Annotated in this window: 22 protein-coding genes; 11 read left to right on the top strand and 11 right to left on the bottom strand. The window is 71.7% G+C overall.

Going from position 1 to position 20,884, the window contains the following annotated elements:
- Positions 1 to 44 precede the first annotated feature (44 nt).
- Both ACE1OA_RS13615 and ACE1OA_RS13610 read left to right on the top strand, forming a co-directional pair.
- Complete coding sequence (locus ACE1OA_RS13615; RefSeq protein ID WP_384868265.1) at positions 45 to 584, top strand: MarR family winged helix-turn-helix transcriptional regulator; 540 nt, start codon at positions 45 to 47, stop codon at positions 582 to 584.
- Positions 585 to 656: 72 nt separating this feature from the next.
- A complete protein-coding gene (locus tag ACE1OA_RS13610; protein WP_384868267.1) occupies positions 657 to 953 on the top strand; it encodes a hypothetical protein in 297 nt (98 codons plus the stop codon).
- Positions 954 to 997: 44 nt separating this feature from the next.
- Here the strand turns inward: ACE1OA_RS13610 and ACE1OA_RS13605 are convergent, their stop codons facing one another.
- The 6 genes from ACE1OA_RS13605 to ACE1OA_RS13580 form a co-directional block, all read right to left on the bottom strand.
- Complete coding sequence (locus ACE1OA_RS13605) at positions 998 to 1,540, bottom strand: hypothetical protein (RefSeq protein ID WP_356777968.1); 543 nt, start codon at positions 1,538 to 1,540, stop codon at positions 998 to 1,000.
- 139 nt (positions 1,541 to 1,679) lie between these two features.
- Positions 1,680 to 2,438, bottom strand: coding sequence for a succinate dehydrogenase iron-sulfur subunit (locus ACE1OA_RS13600; RefSeq protein WP_030318427.1), 759 nt, complete (start codon positions 2,436 to 2,438; stop codon positions 1,680 to 1,682).
- Positions 2,438 to 4,192 (bottom strand): succinate dehydrogenase flavoprotein subunit, encoded by a 1,755-nt coding sequence (gene sdhA / locus ACE1OA_RS13595; protein WP_356599418.1) that lies wholly within the window; start codon positions 4,190 to 4,192, stop codon positions 2,438 to 2,440. The genes ACE1OA_RS13600 and sdhA overlap by 1 nt, the downstream gene beginning before the upstream one ends.
- Before the next feature lie 24 nt (positions 4,193 to 4,216).
- Complete coding sequence (locus ACE1OA_RS13590) at positions 4,217 to 4,693, bottom strand: succinate dehydrogenase hydrophobic membrane anchor subunit (protein ID WP_147980874.1); 477 nt, start codon at positions 4,691 to 4,693, stop codon at positions 4,217 to 4,219.
- 8 nt (positions 4,694 to 4,701) lie between these two features.
- Positions 4,702 to 5,082: a succinate dehydrogenase, cytochrome b556 subunit gene (sdhC, locus tag ACE1OA_RS13585; RefSeq protein WP_123954581.1), complete on the bottom strand. Its 381-nt coding sequence runs from the start codon at positions 5,080 to 5,082 to the stop codon at positions 4,702 to 4,704.
- 172 nt (positions 5,083 to 5,254) lie between these two features.
- Positions 5,255 to 5,833 carry a 2-oxo-4-hydroxy-4-carboxy-5-ureidoimidazoline decarboxylase gene (locus ACE1OA_RS13580; protein WP_432754062.1) on the bottom strand — a complete coding sequence of 193 codons (579 nt, stop codon included), beginning with the start codon at positions 5,831 to 5,833 and terminating at the stop codon, positions 5,255 to 5,257.
- 174 nt (positions 5,834 to 6,007) lie between these two features.
- Here ACE1OA_RS13580 and ACE1OA_RS13575 point away from each other — a divergent pair, with 174 nt between their 5' ends.
- The 3 genes from ACE1OA_RS13575 (at position 6,008) to ACE1OA_RS13565 (ending at position 9,050) form a co-directional block, all read left to right on the top strand.
- A complete protein-coding gene (locus tag ACE1OA_RS13575; RefSeq protein ID WP_356599415.1) occupies positions 6,008 to 7,627 on the top strand; it encodes a beta-N-acetylhexosaminidase in 1,620 nt (539 codons plus the stop codon).
- A 140-nt stretch (positions 7,628 to 7,767) separates the two neighbouring features.
- Positions 7,768 to 8,415, top strand: a complete 648-nt coding sequence (locus ACE1OA_RS13570) for a DUF4328 domain-containing protein (protein WP_384868270.1) — start codon at positions 7,768 to 7,770, stop codon at positions 8,413 to 8,415.
- Between the two features lie 59 nt (positions 8,416 to 8,474).
- A complete protein-coding gene (locus ACE1OA_RS13565) occupies positions 8,475 to 9,050 on the top strand; it encodes a hypothetical protein (protein WP_356599413.1) in 576 nt (191 codons plus the stop codon).
- Between the two features lie 171 nt (positions 9,051 to 9,221).
- Here the strand turns inward: ACE1OA_RS13565 and ACE1OA_RS13560 are convergent, their stop codons facing one another.
- Positions 9,222 to 9,959 carry a Clp protease N-terminal domain-containing protein gene (locus ACE1OA_RS13560; RefSeq protein WP_386544628.1) on the bottom strand — a complete coding sequence of 246 codons (738 nt, stop codon included), beginning with the start codon at positions 9,957 to 9,959 and terminating at the stop codon, positions 9,222 to 9,224.
- A gap of 74 nt (positions 9,960 to 10,033) precedes the next feature.
- Between ACE1OA_RS13560 and ACE1OA_RS13555 the strand changes: the two genes are divergently transcribed.
- The 3 genes from ACE1OA_RS13555 to ACE1OA_RS13545 all read left to right on the top strand — a co-directional run bounded on the left by ACE1OA_RS13555 (position 10,034) and on the right by ACE1OA_RS13545 (position 12,718).
- Positions 10,034 to 10,729, top strand: a complete 696-nt coding sequence (locus tag ACE1OA_RS13555) for a DinB family protein (RefSeq protein ID WP_356599409.1) — start codon at positions 10,034 to 10,036, stop codon at positions 10,727 to 10,729.
- Positions 10,730 to 11,000: 271 nt separating this feature from the next.
- On the top strand, positions 11,001 to 11,663 hold the full coding sequence (locus ACE1OA_RS13550; protein ID WP_361311172.1) for an RNA polymerase sigma factor: 663 nt from the start codon (positions 11,001 to 11,003) through the stop codon (positions 11,661 to 11,663).
- On the top strand, positions 11,663 to 12,718 hold the full coding sequence (locus ACE1OA_RS13545) for a hypothetical protein (RefSeq protein ID WP_432752837.1): 1,056 nt from the start codon (positions 11,663 to 11,665) through the stop codon (positions 12,716 to 12,718). Before ACE1OA_RS13550 ends, ACE1OA_RS13545 begins: the two co-directional genes overlap by 1 nt.
- 178 nt (positions 12,719 to 12,896) lie before the next feature.
- Here the strand turns inward: ACE1OA_RS13545 and ACE1OA_RS13540 are convergent, their stop codons facing one another.
- Positions 12,897 to 13,757 carry a L,D-transpeptidase family protein gene (locus ACE1OA_RS13540; RefSeq protein ID WP_356777974.1) on the bottom strand — a complete coding sequence of 287 codons (861 nt, stop codon included), beginning with the start codon at positions 13,755 to 13,757 and terminating at the stop codon, positions 12,897 to 12,899.
- Positions 13,758 to 13,952: 195 nt separating this feature from the next.
- Between ACE1OA_RS13540 and ACE1OA_RS13535 the strand changes: the two genes are divergently transcribed.
- Positions 13,953 to 15,533, top strand: a complete 1,581-nt coding sequence (locus tag ACE1OA_RS13535; protein WP_356599403.1) for an acyl-CoA mutase large subunit family protein — start codon at positions 13,953 to 13,955, stop codon at positions 15,531 to 15,533.
- Between the two features lie 161 nt (positions 15,534 to 15,694).
- Here the strand turns inward: ACE1OA_RS13535 and ACE1OA_RS13530 are convergent, their stop codons facing one another.
- The gene (locus tag ACE1OA_RS13530) at positions 15,695 to 16,648 is read right to left on the bottom strand and encodes an IS481 family transposase (protein ID WP_432752836.1); all 954 of its coding nucleotides are present in this window, start codon (positions 16,646 to 16,648) and stop codon (positions 15,695 to 15,697) included.
- Between the two features lie 223 nt (positions 16,649 to 16,871).
- Between ACE1OA_RS13530 and leuE the strand changes: the two genes are divergently transcribed.
- Both leuE and ACE1OA_RS13520 read left to right on the top strand, forming a co-directional pair.
- Entirely contained in the window at positions 16,872 to 17,522 is a 651-nt protein-coding gene (gene leuE / locus ACE1OA_RS13525) for a leucine efflux protein LeuE (RefSeq protein WP_356599401.1), read from the top strand.
- A 90-nt stretch (positions 17,523 to 17,612) separates the two neighbouring features.
- The gene (locus ACE1OA_RS13520) at positions 17,613 to 18,434 is read left to right on the top strand and encodes a MerR family transcriptional regulator (RefSeq protein WP_432752835.1); all 822 of its coding nucleotides are present in this window, start codon (positions 17,613 to 17,615) and stop codon (positions 18,432 to 18,434) included.
- 22 nt (positions 18,435 to 18,456) lie between these two features.
- Here ACE1OA_RS13520 and ACE1OA_RS13515 read toward each other — a convergent pair whose 3' ends face one another.
- Together ACE1OA_RS13515 and ACE1OA_RS13510 are read right to left on the bottom strand one after the other, a co-directional pair.
- A complete protein-coding gene (locus ACE1OA_RS13515) occupies positions 18,457 to 19,815 on the bottom strand; it encodes an alpha-2,8-polysialyltransferase family protein (protein ID WP_432752834.1) in 1,359 nt (452 codons plus the stop codon).
- Positions 19,812 to 20,825 carry a glycosyltransferase family 2 protein gene (locus ACE1OA_RS13510; protein ID WP_384868277.1) on the bottom strand — a complete coding sequence of 338 codons (1,014 nt, stop codon included), beginning with the start codon at positions 20,823 to 20,825 and terminating at the stop codon, positions 19,812 to 19,814. The genes ACE1OA_RS13515 and ACE1OA_RS13510 overlap by 4 nt, the downstream gene beginning before the upstream one ends.
- Positions 20,826 to 20,884 lie beyond the last annotated feature (59 nt).

Raw genomic sequence — 20,884 nt, 5'->3', positions numbered from 1 at the left:
TATTTGGAACCGAAGAATCAACGGCGGGGACGTACGATCGCCCCATGGAGCCGACCGAGCCCACCGGGCCGACGCAGCGGGACTGGACCGACGAGCACGTGGACCGCTGGCAGCCCGTCCTGCCGGACCTCGACCCGGTCGTGGAGGGCGCGGTCACGCGCATGAAGAAGCTCTCGGTCCACCTGCGCCGCGTGCGCGAGCAGTCCCTCGTCGACTTCGACCTGGAACGCCACGAGTTCGACACGCTCCACAAGCTCGCCGGGCGCGGCGGCAGCGCCGCCCCCTCGGAACTCGCCCAGGACCTCGACCTGGCGCCCGCCTCGGTCACCGGCCGCCTCGACGCGCTGGAAAAGCGCGGACTGGTGCGCCGCACGCAGTCCACGACCGACCGGCGCCGGGTGGTCGTCGAGCTCACGGACACCGGCCGCCAGACCTGGCGGGGGGCGATGGACGTCCTCGGTCACGAGGAGTACCGGCTGCTCGGCGTCCTCGACGAGGGCGAGCGGACCCTGCTCAACGACATGCTCCGCAGGATCATGCTCGTCGCGGAGGAGCCGGGCGGCCCGAAGCCCTGGCACGGCTGATCCCCGGCCGCCGCCGGCGGCGGAGGCACGGCCGGACCAGCGGATGTCGGTGGCGCCCCCTACCGTGCGGGCATGGGAAAGGTGACCTTCGTCGACGAGGCGACCTCGGGGGAGCGGCGCGAGGCCGGCGGCCTCCACGCCACCGAACAGCGGCTCACCCTGCGCGAACTGATCCGCCGTCGGGTCGCCTGCGAGGTCGCGCCGGGCGAGGCGGAGGGCGCGTACGCCCGGGCCGTCGCGGCCTTCGGGCGCAACGGCTTCCTGGTGCTGGTGGGGGACCGTCAGGTCGAGGAGCTGGACGAGACGGTGGAGCTGGGCCGGGACACGGAGGTCACCTTCCTCAGGCTCGTTCCCCTGGCCGGGGGTTGAGGAAGGCGACCGGTACGCCTGCCGCCGCCGGCGAGGGGTGGCCGTCAGACGCTCAGCGAACGGGCGAAGTTGAGCTGGCCCATCACCCAGTGGATGGTGTCCGGTCCGGTGGCCGGGATCATCGTGGCGTGGTGTCGGCCGCCGCTGGTCACCGTGACCTGGATGAAGCCGGTCGTCTTCTTCTCCTTCATCAGGAGGAAGAGCAGACCCACCAGGCACAGCAGCGCGAAGATGATGGCCAGCACGATCGCGACCGTCGGGATCTTCTCCTCGGTCCGCGACATGTCCATCGCGTTCCACACCGCGCCCTTGAGCGGCATCGACCCGGCCGGAGTGATGATCTGGTCCCCGACCACGGTGATGTCGCCGAGGCTCAGCTGCGCACCGCCGCCCTGCCCCATCGGCGCGTGCTGCGGCGGCACGGGGACACCGCCCGGCAGGGTCGGCTGGTAGCCGGCGCCCGAGACCGGCTGCGGGTACCCGTAACCGGGCGTTCCCGCCTGCGGATAGCCGTAGGGAGGCGTCCCCGACCGTCCGTCGGGCCCCCACTGGTACTCCCCGTCCGCATAAGGGTTCGGCTCGCTCATCAATCCCCGCTCTCCTGGGCCGCCAACGCTGCCTCAGATCCTGGCACATGAGCACCGCGTACGCGGAAGGCCCCGACTCCTCGGGGGAGTCGGGGCCTTCCCTGCGCGAGCGGACGCGGCGCGCGGCCGGGTCAGCGGGTCAGAAGCGACGCGTGATCAGCGCGCGCTTGACCTCCTGGATCGCCTTCGTGACCTCGATGCCACGAGGGCAGGCGTCCGTGCAGTTGAACGTCGTGCGGCAACGCCACACGCCGTCCTTGTCGTTCAGGATCTCCAGGCGCTGCTCGCCCGCCTCGTCGCGCGAGTCGAAGATGAAGCGGTGCGCGTTGACGATCGCGGCCGGACCGAAGTACTGGCCGTCGTTCCAGAAGACCGGGCAGGACGACGTGCACGCGGCGCACAGGATGCACTTGGTGGTGTCGTCGAAGCGCTCGCGGTCCTCGGCGCTCTGCAGGCGCTCGCGCGTCGGCTCGTTGCCCTTGGTGACCAGGAACGGCATGACGTCCCGGTACGCCTGGAAGAAGGGCTCCATGTCGACCACGAGGTCCTTGAGCACCGTCAGGCCCTTGATGGCCTCGACCGTGATCGGCTTCTCGGGGTTGATGTCCTTGATCAGCGTCTTGCAGGCGAGCCTGTTCTTGCCGTTGATCCGCATCGCGTCCGAGCCGCAGATGCCGTGCGCGCACGAGCGGCGGAAGGTCAGCGTGCCGTCGACGTCCCACTTGATCTTGTGAAGGGCGTCGAGCACGCGCTCCTTCGGGTCGATCTCGATCTGGAAGTCCTCCCAGACCGACGCGTCCGACACCTCGGGGTTGAAGCGGCGGATGCGCATCGTGACCGTGATGTACGGGGAGGCGGCGGACTCCGCCTCGACCTTGTCCAGTACGGGGGTAGCCATCAGTACTTACGCTCCATCGGCTGGTAGCGGGTCTGGACGACCGGCTTGTAGTCGAGACGGACGGTCTCGGAGCCGTCCTCGCCGACCTCGCGGTACGCCATGGTGTGACGCATGAAGTTGACGTCGTCGCGGTTCGGGTAGTCCTCGCGGTAGTGACCGCCGCGGGACTCCTTGCGCGCCAGGGCCGAGACGGCCATGACCTCGGCCAGTTCGAGCAGGTTGCCCAGCTCGATGGCCTCCAGGAGGTCCGTGTTGAAGCGCTTGCCCTTGTCCTGGATGGACACGTTCTCGTAGCGCTCGCGGAGCTCGGCGATCTTCTCGACGGCCGTCTTGATCGTCTGCTCGGTGCGGAACACCATCACGTTGGCGTCCATCGTCTCCTGGAGCTCGCGGCGCAGGTCGGCGACCCGCTCGCTGCCCGTGGAGTTGCGGAGCTTCTCGATCATGGAGACGACGAGGGCCTCCGGGTTCTCCGGCAGCTCGACGTAGTCGGCCTTGGCGGAGTACTCGGCGGCGGCGATGCCCGAACGGCGCCCGAAGACGTTGATGTCGAGCAGCGAGTTCGTGCCCAGGCGGTTGGCGCCGTGCACGGAGACACAGGCGACCTCGCCGGCCGCGTACAGACCCGGCACGACGGTGGTGTTGTCGCTGAGGACCTCACCCTCGACGTTGGTCGGGATGCCGCCCATGGCGTAGTGCGCGGTGGGCTGGATCGGGATCGGGTCCGTGTAGGGCTCGATGCCGAGGTACGTGCGGGCGAACTCGGTGATGTCCGGCAGCTTGGCGTCGAGCTGCTCCGGCGGGAGGTGCGTCAGGTCGAGGTAGACGTGGTCGCCCTCGGGGCCGCAGCCGCGGCCCTCGCGGATCTCCGTGTAGATGGAGCGCGAGACGACGTCACGGGACGCGAGGTCCTTCATGACCGGCGCGTACTTCTCCATGAAGCGCTCGCCGTCCTTGTTGCGGAGGATGCCGCCCTCACCACGGGCGCCCTCCGTCAGCAGGATGCCCATGCGCCAGATGCCCGTCGGGTGGAACTGGAAGAACTCCATGTCCTCCAGCGGCAGGCCGCGGCGGTAGCAGGCCGCCTGGCCGTCACCGGTCAGGGTGTGCGCGTTGGAGGTCACCTTGAAGAACTTGCCGGTGCCGCCGGACGCGTAGATCACGGCCTTGGCCTGGAAGATGTGGATCTCGCCGGTGGCCAGCTCGTAGGCCACCACACCGGCGGACTTCTTGACGCCGTCGACCTCGGTGATCAGCTGGTCCAGGACGTAGAACTCGTTGAAGAACTCCACGCCCTCCTTGACGCAGTTCTGGTACAGCGTCTGGAGGATCATGTGGCCGGTGCGGTCCGCGGCGTAGCAGGACCGGCGGACCGGGGCCTCGCCGTGGTTGCGGGAGTGACCGCCGAAGCGGCGCTGGTCGATGGTGCCGTCCGGGGTCCGGTTGAACGGCAGGCCCATCTTCTCCAGGTCGAGGACGGCGTCGATGGCCTCCTTCGCCAGGATCTCGGCGGCGTCCTGGTCGACCAGGTAGTCACCGCCCTTGACCGTGTCGAAGGTGTGCCACTCCCAGTTGTCCTCCTCCACGTTGGCCAGCGCGGCGGCCATGCCGCCCTGCGCGGCGCCCGTGTGGGAGCGGGTGGGGTAGAGCTTCGTCAGCACGGCGGTGCGGCTGCGCTTCGTCGCCTCGATGGCGGCGCGCATGCCCGCGCCACCGGCGCCGACGATGACGGTGTCGTACTTGTGGATCTTCATGACGTGGTTACCTCAGCCCCGTGCCTAGCGGATGTTCGGGTCGAAGGTGAAGATCACCAGCGTGCCCAGAAGGATGGTGAACACCGTGGCGGTGTACAGCAGGCCCTTGAGCCACAGGCGCGTGTTCGCGCGCTCCGCGTAGTCGTTGACGACCGTGCGGAGGCCGTTGGCGCCGTGCAGCATGGCCAGCCAGAGCATCAGCAGGTCCCAGACCTGCCAGAACGGGGACGCCCAACGGCCGGCCACGAAGGCGAAGCCGATCTTGGAGACGCCGCCGTCCAGGAAGAGCTGGATCAGCAGGTGGCCGAGGACCAGGACGACCAGGACGACGCCCGAGAGGCGCATGAAGAGCCATGCGATCATCTCGAAGTTGCCCCGGGTCGCCCGCGGCGTCTTGCCGGTGCGCTTGCGGGGGGCCTCGATGAACGGGGCCGGGTTGTCCACGTCGTAGTGGGGCGCGCCCTCGACGGGACCGATCGCGGACTGGGTGTCAGCGGACATGTGCGGCCTCAGCTCCCGAACAGTTCACGTGCGGCGTGGCCGAGGACGGGGTACAGCGAGCCCGCCATCAGCACGACCCAGATGCCCACGACGGTCCAGAGCATCTGCTTCTGGTAGCGCGGGCCCTTGGACCAGAAGTCCACGGCGATGACCCGGAGGCCGTTCAGCGCGTGGAAGAGGATGGCGGCGACGAGGCCGTACTCGAGGAGTGCGACGATCGGCGTCTTGTACGTGGCGACGACATCGTCGTACGCCTCGGGGGAGACGCGGACGAGAGCGGTGTCCAGCACGTGTACGAACAGGAAGAAGAAGATGAGGACGCCGGTGACTCGATGAGCCACCCAGGACCACATTCCTTCCCGGCCGCGGTACAGCGTTCCAGCCGGCACGGAAAAACCCTCCGGGAGCGGGGATCAGGGTCGGCCGGCTTCAGTGTCGGTCTGACCCGGCCGGGTACGGTCCACCGGCCCTGGTCATCGTAGCGACGACTCGTCGGTTCGCTCGCGCGGGGTCCATAGGTGTGATCAAAGAGGCACGGACGGGCTATCGCGTACGCCCGAATCACCGCATTCCGGACGCCCGTACGGGGGTCGGAGGCGCGCCGACCCGGTGCGCGAGCCGGGAGCGGGTCAACCGGCGCAGTTCGTCGGCGGCCGTCGCGCGCTCCTCGTCCGGTTCGTTGCCGAGCCGTGACCGGATGCCGGCCAGGACCCGGTCGAGCCGTTCCGCCGGCCGCACGCCGTCGAGGCTGATCACGAACGCGTGCCCGAACCTGCTCTCGTACGCGGCGTGGGCGGCCCGCAGCGCGGTGTGCGCGGCCTGCGGCGCGTCGGGGTGGGGGGCCGCGGAGGACTCGCCCGCCAGGGCCTCCTCGACGTCGGCGACGGACAGGTCGTAGCCGGCCTCGTCCGCCGCGGCGAGCAGCGCGTCGAGGGTCGGGTACGGGCGATGGGCGGCCATTCGCTCGGCCCAGCGATGGCTCCCGCAGCAGGTCAGCAGGAGTGCCACGGCCGCGCCCGGCGTCGCCGTGTTGAACCGGGCCAGCCCGGTCGGCGCGGTGAGTGGGGTGGGGCCCGTGTTCTGGGCGGGTATGGCGGGGGAGCCCGGGGAACGGGAGGGGGCAGGGGTCTCGCGGGTCAGCGTGGGCTCCGTGAAGGGTGGGGTGGCTGTGTCGCCACGCTATCGACGGGAGGAAAGAAGTGTCCGAAGGATGCGCGAATTTCACCCGGAAGGGAGAGTTTCGGAACACCTGATGGACGTCATTGACCGTGCCCGAATGGACCTGTTCGTTCGTATGAGGGAGTATTTCGGGTGATGCGGTACTCCATACGTGGGCCCCACCGGGGCCCGACCCTGCTGGCGGCAGCGGCGACCCTGGTCGTCGTGACCGCCTGTTCCTCCCCGTCCGGCTCCGCCACGAGCGGCGCACCCTCCTCGGCCGACGCGGCTCCGGCCACCTCGGCGCCGCCGAGCCCCACCCCTACGCCCACCCCCACGCCCACCCGGACCTATCCCCTCTCCACGGCCCCGCGCACGGTGCCCGCCGTCCGCGCCCACGAGCCGGCCCGCGGTCCCGGCTGGCGTCCCGTGCCCGCCGCCGGCGTCGTCGTCGCCAAGGGCAGCGAGGCCCTCGCCGACGAGGGCCGCCTGCTCGCCGGCGAGCTGAAGATCCAGTACCGCGGCGCCGTCGGCGCCCGCCCCGGCGACGTCGAGCTCGCCCTCGGCGGCGCGGGTGCCGCCGAGTCGTACCGGCTGACCACCCGCGACAACCGGGTGCGGATCACCGGCCCCGACGAGGCCGGGGTCTTCTACGGCACCCGCACCCTCAAGCAGTCCGTGCGCGGCACCGGCGCGATGCCCGAGGGCGTCGTCGACGACGCGCCCGCCAAGCCGCAGCGAGGGCTGAACGTCGACATCGCCCGCAAGTTCTTCACCGCGAGCTGGATCGAGGGCCGGCTCCGCGAGATGGCCGACCTCAAGCTCAACCAGTTCGGGCTCCACTTCTCCGACGACCAGGGCTTCCGGATCGAGTCCGACACCCACCCCGAGGTCGTCTCGGCGCAGCACCTCAGCAAGGCCGAGGTGCGCCGGATCCTCGCCCTCGCGAAGAGCCTGCACATCACGGTCGTGCCCGAGATCGACTCGCCCGGGCACCTCGGCGCCGTCCTGCGCGCCCACCCGGACCTGCGGCTGCTCAACGTGCAGGGCGTCCCGCGCCAGGGAGCCATCGACATCTCCAAGCCCGGCTCCGCGCGGCTCGTCGACGAGCTGCTGCGCGAGTACGCCGGCCTCTTCCCCGGCGGCTGGTTCCACGTCGGCGCCGACGAGTACCAGGCGCTGACGGTCCGCTCGCCGGAGACCTCCTATCCGCAGCTGGCGACCGCCGCACGGCAGAAGTACGGCCCGCAGGCCCGGGTCCAGGACCTCGCGGAGGGCTGGCTCGACGACCGGGCGGCCGTGGTCCGCGACGCGGGCAAGACCGCGAAGGCATGGAACGACGGCTTCTTCCGGGGCGGGATCGTCACCGCCGACAAGGACATCGAGGTCGAGTACTGGACCGGCAAGGAGATCGGGGCCCGGCCGCCCGCCGAGTACCTGGCCGAGGGCCGCAAGGTCGTGAACCTGAACGACGAGTACCTCTACTACGTCCTCGGCCAGCCGAACGACTTCGTGTACCCGACCGGCCGCCGCATCTACGAGCAGTGGACCCCGCGCGTCCTGCGCGGCACGACGGCGGTGCCCGCGCGCTACGACGCCCAGATCCTGGGCGGCCGGTTCGCCGTCTGGTGCGACCTGGCGGGGGCGCAGACACAGGCCCAGGTGGCGACCGGGATCCGGATGCCGCTGACGGCGACCGCGCAGAAGCTCTGGGACGCGCGGAAGCCGACGCTGACCTGGGAGCAGTTCCGGACGCTCGCCGCGCAGGTGCGCTGACCCGGCCGGCGGCCGGGCCCGGTGCTATTTCCGTGGACGTCGTGGGCGCCCTCCCCTTAGGTTCCACTCGCTGCGGCCGCCCGGCCGCGCCGGGGCCTCGGGGGAGGTGCCCCGTTCGTCCCTGGGGGGATCCGCTCACCTTGCTCCGCAATCCCAACGGCCTGTCGTACGCCGTCATGTCCCTGCTCGGCGTGACCGCCGCCGCAGACGTCTTCGCCCTGGTCGCGACCTTCGGCGTCCGGTCCGACCTCCGAGGCGGCCTCGCCGACCACCCCGACCCGGCCGGCTACGAAGGCTCCCTGGCCCTCGCGGCGGCGTGGTTCGCGCAGGGCCTGCTGCTCGTGGCCACGGCAATTGTCTTCATCGTCTGGTTCCACCGGCTGAGGCGGAACGCCGACGTGTGGACCCCGGACCTCCAGGGCAGGGGGCCGGGCTGGGCGATCGGCGCCTGGTTCGTCCCGGTCGCCAACCTGTGGATCCCGCGGGGGATCGCGGCCGACATCTGGCGTGCCAGCCGCCCGGACCCGTACGGCCCCGACCGCAGCGGCGAGTTCGTGCTGCTCAACGCCTGGTGGACCCTGTTCGCCGTCGACGCGGTCATGGGCAGGGTCGCGGCGCGGATGTTCGACATGGCCGAGACCGTGGACGGGCTCGTGGACGCCACGGGATGGCTCCTGGCGAGCGACGCGACGAACCTCGCCGCCGCCGTCCTGGCGATTCTCTTCGTGCGGCGTCTGACCTCTATGCAGCACGTCAAGGCGACTGGCATGATTCCGGCCTCGCAGTGACGTAATCGCGCCAGGTGGCGCAGTAAGAGTCAGTACTGCGTCCGCAACGGGAGGCGTCCATGGCGTCGGCAACCTCGGCCACGAGCCGAAGCGTGCTGGAACTGATCGACCGGGCCGATGAACGGAGTCTGGCCGCGGCCGGACTCGCCTGCCTGGACCGGTGTCTGCCCCTGCTCGCCCCCGAGGGGGCGGAGGTGCTGCGGCCCGTCTGGGCGGCGGTGGCCCGCGGCGACGGCGGCGCCTGGTGCGAGTCGCTCGCCAAGGCCCGGGGAGAACTGGACGAGGTCCCCGCGGGCGACGAGGCGGCCCAGGGTGTCCGGGAGATGCTGGCCGAGGCTCCCGCCGAGTGGTCGGCCGAGCCGCTGCGCGAGTGGGCCTCCTCCTGCTCCCACGCGGCCCTCGCGCTGCACGGGCGGTACGACGGCGCGGGCGGCGCGACCGAACTGGTCGACCGCTGCCGGGCCGGCGACGCGGACGGGGCGGGCCCGCTGCTCGCCGGCGAACTGCGCCGCCAGCACACCGTCCTCGAATCCGTCGCCCACGGCCCGACCGGTCTGCGTCGGGCCCGCGAGCTCTCCACCGAGGGCGGCCGCGTGCTCCGCGCGGTGGTCTCCCGCCGGGCCCGCACCTCCTGACGGAGTTCCCGGGCGCACGTCTTCCGGCACGGAGCCCCGCTCGAACGGCCCGAACGGCCCGAACGCCCGAGGCGGCGGCCCTCCCCGGACATCCTCCGCGGAGGGCCGCCGCACTTCCGGGCTCCCGCACTTCCCGGCTGCTACGCCTCCGAACCCTGCGCCTCCGGGCTGCTACGCCTCCGGACCCTTCGCCTCGATCGAGGCGATCGTCTCCGCGACGTCCCGCTCCGCCTGCCCCTTGTCGAGGCCCAGTCCGGAGAGGACCCCCTTGCCGTCCTCGAACTCCAGGAGCGCCAGCAGGATGTGCTCGGTGCCGACGTAGTTGTGGCCCAGGCGCAGCGCCTCGCGGAACGTCAGCTCCAGGACCTTCTTCGCGCCCGCGTCGTACGGGATGAGCTCGGGCACCTCCTCGGCGGCCGCCGGCAGCGTGGCCTCGACGGCCTCGCGCAGCCGCTCCGGGGTGACGCCGCGTCCGTCGATCCAGCGTGCGGCGAGGCCCTGGGGCTCGGCGAGCAGGCCGAGGGCGAGGTGGCCGGTGAGGGTCTCGGTGCCTCCCGCGGCCCGGGCCTCGTTGTGCGCGGCCACGACGACGTTCCTGGCCCGCGGGGTGAACCGGCTGAACCCCGCGTCGGGGTCCATCCTGGCCGCGTCCGTGTCCTTCGGGACGAACCGCTTCTGGGCCGCCTGCCGGGTGACGCCCATGCTCCTGCCGATGTCGGTCCAGGAGGCGCCCGAGCGCCGGGCCTGGTCCACGAAGTGGCCGATCAGATGGTCGGCCACGTCTCCGAGGTGGTCCGCCGCGATGACGGCGTCCGAGAGCTGGTCCAGCGCGTCCGTGTGGACCTTCTTGATCGCCTCGATGAGGTCGTCGAGGCGGACGGGGTGGCTCATGCCGACTGGTTTCGTCATGATGCAACCCTAGGTTGACAGTAGAGGGGTGTCAACCTTCGGTTGACAGTGGATCGCCCGCCATGATGATCACCATGACGACGACCGAGAACGCCGAGTACGCAGAGGGCGCCACCGCGCCGGCCATCACCGCCGACGACCTCCAGCACGCCGTCCGTCTCTCCCTCACCACCCTCCGGGCCGCTGCCGCCGCCGGCACCACCGCCGGCTGGGACCGGCCGGCCGGACCGCTGACCTGGAGCTGCTGGGAGACGGTCGAGCACCTCGCCGACGACCTCTTCGCCTACGCGGCGCAGCTCGGCCCCGAGAGCCCGCCGCTCGACGGGGAGGTGCCCTTCCGCTGGGAGCGCCGGCGCGAGGGCGGACCCGCCAACGTCACGTTCGCCGACCCCGCCGCCGGGCTCCCGGGTCTGCTCCAGGTCCTCGAGGCGTGCGGGGCGATGCTGACCGCCCTGGTCCGCACGACGCCGGCGGACCGGCGCTCGTACCACGGGTTCGGGATCTCGGACGCGGAGGGGTTCGCGGCCATGGGCATCGTGGAGACCCTCGTGCACACCCACGACATCGCGACCGGACTCGAAATCGCCTGGACGCCGCCCGCCGGGCTGTGCGGCCGGGTCCTGACCCGGCTCTTCCCCGACGCTCCCGCGGACACCGACCGTTGGGCCACCCTGCTGTGGGCGACGGGGCGCGGCGAGCTGCCGGGCCGGGAGCGACTCACGTCCTGGCGCTGGTACGGCGAGGTCAGGGACACGCGTCCCGGGTCGTGAAGGAGGACGACCGGGGCCGCCACCCCCCACAGGAGAGGCCCCGGTCGCCGTCCGCCGGGGCCGCAGCACGGCCCCGTACTCCTATCAGCGCCGCGCATGCGTTTTCTGTCACACCGCACGGCAACCGCAGAAGGTTGCAGGTTGTACGAAGACCGGACGAACATGGACCGGACGCACATGGACGGGATGACCGGGTAGGACGTAGCGTGCTGCTGCGCGCCGGGCGGCGTGGCGGTGGTGACCAGCCGCGATGACGAACAGGTTGTGGGGAGTGCTGGGGGACGACGCGGAGCTGACGGCCGCTGTGCTCGCTGCGCAGAACGGGGACGAGGACGCGTTCCGTACTGTGTACCGCGCCGTGCATCCCCGGTTGCTCGGCTACATACGGACGCTCGTCGGTGACACCGACGTCGAGGACGTCGCCTCCGAGTCCTGGCTCCAGATCGCCCGTGACCTGGACCGCTTCAGCGGCGACGCGGACCGCTTCCGCGGCTGGGCGGCGCGCATCGCCCGCAACCGGGCGCTCGACCACCTCCGGATGAGGGGCAGGCGGCCCGCCGTGGGGGGCGACGAGACCGAACTCACCGACAAGCCGGCCCTGTCCGACACGGCGGACGAGGCCATGGAAGCGCTGGCCACCGGCCACACCATGAACCTGATCGCACAACTGCCGCAGGACCAGGCCGAGGCCGTGGTGCTGCGGGTCGTCGTCGGCCTGGACGCCAAGAGCGCCGCCGACACGCTGGGGAAGCGCCCCGGAGCCGTACGGACCGCGGCGCACCGCGGTCTGAAGAGACTCGCCGAACTCCTGGGCGCCGACGATCCGGCCGCAGGTCAGCTGGGTGGCGTACCTCCGCAGCGCGGTCGCAGGCCGGAGGCCCCGGCCCCCGGCGGTGTGACGCAATCGCGCGCGCGGACGCAGAAGGACATGTGATGGCCGACGAGCGGTACCAGTGGCTCGACCAGGAGGCCGCGGAGCGGCTGCTCCGCGGCCTGCCGGTCGACCCCCTCGACGGTGACGCCCGCGACCAGGCCGAACGACTCGCCCACGCCCTCGACGCGGCCCGGCAGCCGGCCGTCGACCCCGCGGCGCGGGAGGAGCTCCCCGGCGAGGCGGCGGCCCTGGCCGCCTTCCGCCGGGCGACGGCGGCACGCGCCGCCGCCTCCCTCCCCGCCGCGGCGGACCTCGCGGGGCCGCTGCCCGCGTCCGGCGCCGCCGAGCTGCACGGGGTGCGGATCGGGCGGCTGCCCGCCGCCCGGCGGTGGGGACGCTCGGTCCGCTACGGGCTGGCCGCCGCGGTGGCGGCCGTCGCGGTCGGCGGTGTCGCCGTCGCGTCCGGTACGGGCCTCATCCCGACGCCCTTCGACGAGGCCCCCGCGCCCGCCGGCTCGGTCACGGTCGCGGACAGCCCCGAGCCGCTGGTCTCCGGCGGCCCGGACGACGGCTTCGGCACGGTCACCCCGTCCGCGCCGCCCTCGACCGACGACCTGCGGCCCGGCCCCTCCTCCTCGCCGGCCGCGCCCGGCGTGACCGAGACCCCCGGGGTGAGCGGCACGCCGAGCCGGGACACCCCGGAGCCCGGGGCGAGCAGCAAGGGCGCGGAGTGGGACGCCGGCGTCCTGCGCACCCGGATCCTCAAGGCCTGTCAGGACCTCAAGGACGGACGCATCTCCGACAGCGACCGGCGCCGGCTCACGGACTCCGCGGAGACGGGCGAGACCGTGCGCCGCTACTGCGACCGCATCCTGGCCGGCGGTTCCCCGGGCACCGCCGAGGGAGGTTCGGGACGCGCGTCCGGCGGTACGGGCGGCGACGGCTCCACGGGGAGCGGCGACCGGGGCGACTCCCGGGAGTCGGGCGGAACCACCGGGCGCGTCGGCGGGGTGAGCCGCACCGCGGCCGGTGCCCCGGACGGCGGTTCCCTCTCGGCTGAGACCCTCCGGACGGCCCCCGCGCCGGTCCTCACGCTCGCCTCCGCGCCCGTGTGAGACGCGGGGTGTGACACTTTTCGGCCGCCCGGCGCAGTACTGAGTGAGCCGACTGGTCATCGGCCGCGCGAGTGAGCCGGGGTTCCCCCCGTACCTTCGGCTCCGCGCACGGCGCGGGTGGGACACGTTCCCCCGGTCCCACCCGCGCCCTCTCCTCCCCGCTGTCGCGGGTCGCGTCCTACCAGTGGACGACGACCTTGTCGCCGACCTTCACCTGGTCGAAGAGCGAGGAGACCTTGCCCCGGTCCCGGACGTTGACGCAGCCGTGCGAGGCGCCGTTGTAGCCCCGGGCCGCGAAGTCGGCCGAGTAGTGCACGGCCTGGCCGCCGCTGAAGAACATCGCGAACGGCATCGGCGTGTGGTAGATCGTCGAGACGTGGTTGCGGCTCTTGGAGTTCACCTGGAAGGTGCCCTCACGGGTGGGGGTGTTCTCCGAACCGAAGCGGACGTCCATCGACGAGACGACCTTGCCGTCGATCATCCAGGCGAGCGTCCTGCTCTCCTTGCTGATGCACAGCACCCGGCCGGTCATGCAGCGGGCGTCCGGCTTGTCCAGCTTGTTGGTGGTGGACGGCTTCAGCTCGTCCGCCGTCGGCTCGTGGGTCATGGCGACCAGCTTCTGCCAGGTCGTCTCGTCCACCGAGCCGGTCTCCGGCAGCTCCCGCTTCTTCTGGAAGCCCTTCACCGCGCCGCCGGTCATCGTGCCGTAGAAGCCGGTGGGGGCACGGTCGAAGTACCCGATCTGGCGCAGTCGCGCCTGGAGTTCGCGTACCTGCTTGTTCTCGTCGCCGTCCTTCATCAGCACCTTGGCGGCGGGCGCCGAGGAACTGGGGGAGGCGGTCGTGGGTGCGTCGGACGGCTTGTCGTCCGACGGGGTCGACGCCTCGCCGGACGGCGAGGCGGGGGCCGAGGCCGAGGAGGAGGGCGCCGACGGACGCGCCGTCTCCTCCGGACCGGCTGCCTGTGCCTTGCAGCCGGTGACGACGGCCACGGCGACCGCGGCCACGAGTGCTCTGCGAATGACGGACGAACGTTGCATCGGACATGCCCCCCGAGACGTGTGTGTGTACTTATTGGATGCTTACCGGGGCCGCTTGGTTGCGCACCCCCGCAAAGTACGGAGCATGCTGTGAGGAAGGTCCCAGCGAGCGGCTCTCCACCCGCCGCACGGCCACGGCTACAGTCCGTCGCGGGGGTCGGTACCCACCAGTAGGTCTATCGGGAGGCACAGCAGATGGCGCGCGAGTCGGAATCCGGGCTGCCCATTGAGCCGGTCTACGGACCGGACGCGCTCGACGGGTGGGATCCGGCCGGGAAGCTGGGCGAGCCGGGTGCGTACCCCTTCACCCGCGGTGTGTACCCCTCGATGTACACCGGCCGGCCCTGGACCATGCGGCAGTACGCCGGCTTCGGCACCGCCGTCGAGTCCAACGCCCGCTACAAGCAGCTGATCGACAACGGCACGATGGGCCTGTCGGTCGCCTTCGACCTGCCGACCCAGATGGGCCACGACTCCGACGCCCCGATCGCCCACGGCGAGGTCGGCAAGGTCGGCGTGGCCATCGACTCCCTCGACGACATGCGCGTGCTCTTCGACGGGATCCCGCTGGACAAGGTCTCGACGTCGATGACCATCAACGCCCCCGGCGCGCTGCTGCTCCTGCTGTACCAGCTCGTGGGCGAGGAGCAGGGCGTCGCGGCGGACAAGCTGACCGGCACGATCCAGAACGACGTGCTCAAGGAGTACATCGCGCGCGGGACGTACATCTTCCCGCCCAAGCCGTCGCTGCGGCTGATCGCGGACATCTTCAAGTACTGCCGGACCGAGATCCCGAAGTGGAACACGATCTCGATCTCCGGCTACCACATGGCGGAGGCCGGTGCCTCGCCCGCGCAGGAGATCGCGTTCACCCTGGCCGACGGCATCGAGTACGTCCGTACCGCCGTCGCCGCGGGCATGGACGTGGACGACTTCGCGCCCCGCCTCTCCTTCTTCTTCGTGGCCCGCACCACGATCCTCGAGGAGGTCGCCAAGTTCCGTGCCGCCCGCCGGATCTGGGCGAGGGTGATGAAGGAGGAGTTCGGCGCGAAGAACCCCAAGTCGCTGATGCTCCGCTTCCACACCCAGACCGCCGGTGTCCAGCTGACCGCCCAGCAGCCCGAGGTCAACCTGGTGCGCGTGGCCGTCCAGGGTCTGGCCGCGGTCCTCGGCGGCACGCAGTCGCTGCACACGAACTCCTTCGACGAGGCCATCGCCCTGCCGACGGACAAGAGCGCCCGCCTCGCGCTGCGGACCCAGCAGGTCCTCGCGTACGAGACGGACGTCACCGCGACCGTCGACCCCTTCGCCGGTTCCTACGTCGTCGAGAAGATGACCGACGACGTCGAGGCCGCCGCCCTGGAACTGATGGCCAAGGTCGAGGACATGGGCGGCGCGGTCAGCGCGATCGAGCGCGGCTTCCAGAAGAACGAGATCGAGCGCTCCGCCTACCGCATCGCGCAGGAGACCGACAGCGGCGAGCGGGTCGTCGTGGGCGTCAACCGCTACACGGTCGACGTCGAGGAGCCCTACGAGCCGCTGCGCGTCGACCCGGCGATCGAGGCCCAGCAGGCCGACCGGCTCGCCAAGCTGCGCGCCGAGCGCGACCAGGCGGCCGTGGACGCGGCGCTGACCGAGCTGAAGAAGGCCGCGGAGGGCACGGACAACGTGCTCTACCCGATGAAGGACGCGCTGCGGGCGCGGGCGACGGTCGGCGAGGTCTGCAACGCACTGCGGGAGGTCTGGGGCACCTACGTCCCCACCGACGCCTTCTAGGTCCTGTCCGGGCGATCTTCTCGGGCCCGCGACGACGGCTGCGGCGTCTCGCGGCGTTGTCGGAGTCGCCCGAGTACGCCCAGTACGAGGGCGATCCTCCGCCTTGCGATACACCACATCCGACGCCGCGGGCCGATCCTCGAAGATCGCCCTGACAGGACCTAGGTGTATTGACTCGCAGGGTTGTTCACACGGGTGATGGGCGGTTTGCCGCCGAGTGCGGTGTGGCAGCGGTGGTGGTTGTAGGTGTGGAGGAAGTCTGCCAGGGCTTCGGTGCGCTCGTTGTTTGAGGTGTAGGGCTTCAGGTAGGCCCATTCGTCGAGCAGGGTGCGGTTGAAGCGTTCGACCTTGCCGTTGGTCTGCGGCCGGTAGGCACGGGTCAGCTTTCCGGTCGCACCGAGCTCGGCGAGGGCGTTTTTCCAGGCCAGGCCCTTGCGGTAGGCCCAGGCGTTGTCGGTCAGGACCCGCTCGATGTGGTCGATGCCGTGGCTGTGGAAGAAGGCGGCCGCGCGGGTCAGGAAGCCTGCGCAGGTCGCGACCTTCTCGTCGGCGTGGATCTCGCTGTAGGCGAGGCGGGAGTGGTCGTCGACGGCGGAGTGCACGTAGTCGAAGCCCATGCCGCGGATCGGCCGGCCGGCCTCGCGGCCGTTGGTCTTGTGGCCGCCGCCGTCGGGGATCCGGCCGAGTTTCTTCACGTCCACGTGGATCAGTTCGCCGGGCCGGTCGCGTTCGTATCGGCGGATCACCGTGCCGGTCGGCCGGTCCAGCCATGTGAGCCGGTGCAGGTGGTGGCGGGTGAGGATGCGGTGGACGGTGGAGGCGGGCAGGCCCAGGATCGGGCCGATCCGGGCGGGTCCGAGTTTGCGGTCCCGGCGCAGGTCGCAGACCCGGGCCTCGATCGCCGGCGGGGTCCGGTGCGGTGTCGAGTGCGGGCGGCTGGAACGGTCGTGCAGCCCGGCCTGTCCCTCGGCTCGCCAACGGCGGATCCATTTGTGGGCGGTGGCCCGGGAGATGCCCATCTCGGCCGCGACATGAGCGACCGGACGGCCCGATTCGACACGTTCGACCAGCAGTCGTCTCCCGAAGACGGTCAGTCGGGCATTACGGTGGGACACGAAGGCCTCCGTGCGGTGAAGATTCGACACCTCCACCACACACGGGGGCCTTCGCCATGTTCAAGACCCAACCGTGTCAACAACGTCCGTGATCAATACACCTAGGTCCTGTCAGGGCCGTTCGGCCCGGCCGGGCCCCCCGGCGGCGCCGATGCGGAATGTCGCCGTCCGCCCCGCGAAACCCGAAAGCGGAGTGTCGCACCGGTGTGCGACACTCCGCTTCATGCTGGGTGTCATCGATCTGCCGACCTATCTCGCGGGCCTCGTCCTCATCATCCTCCTGCCGGGGCCGAACTCGCTCTACGTGCTGTCCGTCGCCGCCCGCAAGGGCACCCGGACCGGCTACCGGGCCGCGGCCGGCGTCTTCACCGGCGACGCGGTCCTGATGACCCTGGCCGCGCTCGGCGCCGCCTCGCTGCTCCAGACCACGCCGCTCCTCTTCATGATCGTGAAGTACGCGGGCGCCGGCTATCTGACCTGGATGGCGATCGGCATGCTGCGGGCGGCCTGGGCCATGTGGCGCTCCCGCGGCGAGGTGCGGGCCGACGAGCCGGACCGGGAACCGGTCGCGGGGGAGAACCCGTACCGGCGGGCGCTGATCATCAGCCTCTTCAACCCGAAGGCCATCCTCTTCCTGATCTCCTTCTTCGTGCAGTTCGTCGATCCCGGATACGCCTACCCGGCGCTGTCCTTCCTGGTGCTCGGCGGCCTGCTCCAGATCGGCAGCTTCCTGTACCTGACGACGCTGATATTCGGCGGCACGCGTCTCGCCGCCGCCTTCCGCCGGCGCCGCAGGCTGTCCGCGGGGGCGACCTCCGCGGCCGGCGCGCTGTTCCTCGGCTTCGCGGCGAAGCTCTCGCTCAGCAGCGCCTGACCGACCCGGCGCCGGGGACGGCGTCCCCTGTCCCGGCGCCCGTCACGGCTTGACCCTGACACCGTGTGAGGCCGTTCCGTAGGAGTCGTCATGTTCACCATCGGAGACTTCGCCCGGCACGGGCGGGTGTCGGTCCGCATGCTGCGCCACTACGACGCCATCGGACTGCTGCGCCCGGCCCACGTCGACCCGCACAGCGGCTACCGCCAGTACGAGGCGGACCAGCTCGCCCGGCTCAACCGCGTCATCGCGCTCAAGGAACTCGGCTTCACCCTCGAACAGGTGGGGTCGATCCTCGACGAGCAGCTCGGAGCGGACGAGCTGCGCGGGATGCTGAGGCTGCGCCAGGCCGAGCTGGAGACGGCCCTGGCGGAGGCGGCGGGACGGCTGGCCCAGGTCGGCGCGCGGCTCCGAGCCATCGAGAGCGAGGGACACATGTCCACGCAGGACGTCGTCATCAAGAAGGTTCCGCCGGTCCGCCTGGCCGAGCTGAGCGCGCCGGCCGCGGGGTTCGGCCCCGAGGACATCGGCCCGGTCATCCAGCCCCTGTACGAGAAGCTGTGCGGCCTGCTGGAGCGCGCCGGCGTCACCGGGGTCGGCCCGGGGATCGCGTACTACGAGGACGCGGGCTCGGGCGACGGCTCGATCGTCGTGCACGCCGGGATGACCGTCCCGGCCGACGCGACGGCGGACGGGGTCGACTTCGTCCTCCTGCCCGGTCTGGAGGAGGCGGCGACCGTGGTGCACCGGGGTCCGATGGACGCCCTCCTGCCGACCGTCCAGACTCTGGCCACCTGGATCGACGCCAACGGCTACCGATCGACGGGCTACGCCCGTGAGCTGTACCTGGAGTGCCCCGAGGACCGCGCCGGCTGGGTGACGGAACTCCAGGAGCCGGTCGCCCGCGCCTGATCCGCGGGCCGGTCCTCGGGGATCACCCGGACAGGAGCCGGCGGCGCAGCGCGCGCTTCAGCCGGAGCGCGCGCCGGGCCAGCCGGCGGACCCGGGGGTGCCGGGGGACCGGGAGGCCGCCCGGCAGGCCCAGGACGGTGAGGCGGCGGCGCGTGACGTAGGCCCGGGTCCGCTCGCCGAGCGGGCCCGACAGCTGACGCACCGCCGCCTCTCGCAGGTCCGGCCTGATCCTCGGCTGCATCGCGAAACCGACCGCCGCGATCAGGCCGGCCGGCGGGCCGGGGGCCGGCGGGGCGGTGACGCCGTTCCCGTCGGCCTCCTCCAGGTCCGGCACCAGCGCGTCGACGAGGACGAGCGGCACGCGGTTGCTGTTCTGGAACGGGGTCAGCCGGTCCAGCAGGGTCCGCGTGCCCACCCGGGCCACCGGGATCCCGTAGAAGGCGCGGGCGGTCATCAGGGCCGTCGAGAAGCAGCCGACGACCAGCGCCGGCCGCGGTTCCCGGTAGAGCACCTCGGCGAGCACGGGCCGGTCGTCCACGGTCAGCGCGGCGCCGAGCCGCTCGGCCTCCCGGGCCAGGGTCCGGGTCCAGGCGTCGGGCGCCGTCGGATGCGGCTTGAAGACGAGCCGCCGGTGCCCGCGGGCCACCGCGCCGCGCACCATCCGCAGATGCAGCTCCTCCTCCTCGGCGGGTGTGAGCAGGGACAGGGCCGCCAGGTACTGGCCGAGCAGCAGCGCCGGCGCCTCCTGCCCCGTGCCGTCGTCCCGCGCCGCGTCCCGCTCGCCGGGCGCGCCGCCCGCCGACTCGTCGAGCACCTTGGTGAACGCCTCCGTCGGCACCACCACCGGCTCCGCCCCGAACTCCGCGAGCAGCAGCGGCGTGAGCCCCGGCACCAGGTCGAGATGGAGCAGGCGCCGGACCCGCTCGCCCACCAGCGGATCGAGCCTGTCGCGGGTGGGGCCGTAGCTCATCAGCCCGTCCGCGTACACGTCCAGGGCCGCGTCCGGGAACAGCCGGGCGATCGTCAGGGCGGGCGTCACCTGCACCGATTCCACGGCCAGTTCGATCCGGTCGTCGCCGAGCCCCCACAGCCGCCGCAGATGCCGCTCCAGCAGGGGCAGGTCGTCCGGCCGCGGCGTCCAGCCGGAGGGATGGAGGGGGGAGACGGCCTCGTTCCAGGACAGCACGGAGTCGAAACGCCCGCGCAGCGCCTCGAAGCCCGGCATCCGGTCCAGGGACGGCGTGGTCTCCGGCACGGCCGCGTTGTTGGCCACCAGCAGCAGCCGGCGGTCGGCCGGTTCGAACAGGCCGCTGTCCAGCGCGGCGGCCAGCGTCGAGGCGCCGTACAGGGTGGACGCGTAGAAGATCTGGGTGGTCCTCACGCGGCGGCCCCCGCTCCCGCCGTGCGGACGGCGCGCGCCGGGACGAGGACCCCGGTGCCCCGGCGGCGCAGCCGGCGCAGGACGGCGGCCCGCTCCTCGTCCATCGAGGACAGCGCCCCACCGAGCACGTCCTGCGGCATCCGCCGCAGCGCCGCAGCACTCCTCGCCCGCAATTCCCTCGCCACCGCCGGTTCGAATCGCGAGATATTGCCGACGTGATGGGAAATGAGCGCGCAATAGGTGCGGACGGCTTTCGGGAGGAGTCGTTCGGCATCACGGTCGTTCGCGGTTTCGTCGATCACCCGGTCGAATGCGCGAATGAAATCCAGCTGCCGCACGTCGCCGATCTGCGTCAGTGACGTGGACACTCCGCGCCGGTAGAAGAGGCCCAGTGTGCTCACCGCCGCGAAGGACTCCGCCTCCCGGTGCAGCCGCCAGATCCACGGCCGGTCCTCGGCCGTCCTCAGCCCCGGCGTGAAGTGCAGCAGCCCGCGGTCCAGCAGCCGCCGGTGGTAGATCCCGGCCCAGGCGTACGGGTAGTCCACCGACGTGGTCCGGTCGGCCGGCAGGATCGCGTCCCGCGGGCGCAGGACCTCGCCGCGCCGCCCGATCGGCGCGCGGCGGACGGTGCGGGTCCGGCCCGTGCAGCGGACGTGGTCGGTGCGCAGGAAGTCGCAGTCCAGCGCCTCCATGGCGGCGACCAGCCGGTCGTAGAACCCGGGGGCCAGCCAGTCGTCGCCGTCCAGGAAGGCGAGATAGCGGCCGCGTGCCGCGTCCAGTCCCGTGTTGCGGGCGGTGGCCAGACCCTCGTTGCGGGCGTGTCCGATCAGGACGGCCCCCGGGATCTCGCGGGCCGCCCGTTCGAGGAGCGCCGAGGTGCCGTCCGTCGAGCAGTCGTCGACGAGCAGGAACTCGAAGTCCTCGCGGGCGTTGGCACGCAGGCTGGTGAGGGTGTCAGGGGCGTATGTCTGCACGTTGAAGAACGGCACGACGACGGAGAGCTTGACCACGCGGCCGACGCTAGGCGCCGCCCCGGCATTCGTTCTGGCCGGCAGAGGGATGTCCGGTG

Source organism: Streptomyces sp. JL2001 (assembly GCF_050917515.1).
Taxonomy (GTDB): domain Bacteria; phylum Actinomycetota; class Actinomycetes; order Streptomycetales; family Streptomycetaceae; genus Streptomyces.
This window is presented reverse-complemented; position numbering and strand designations above follow the sequence as displayed.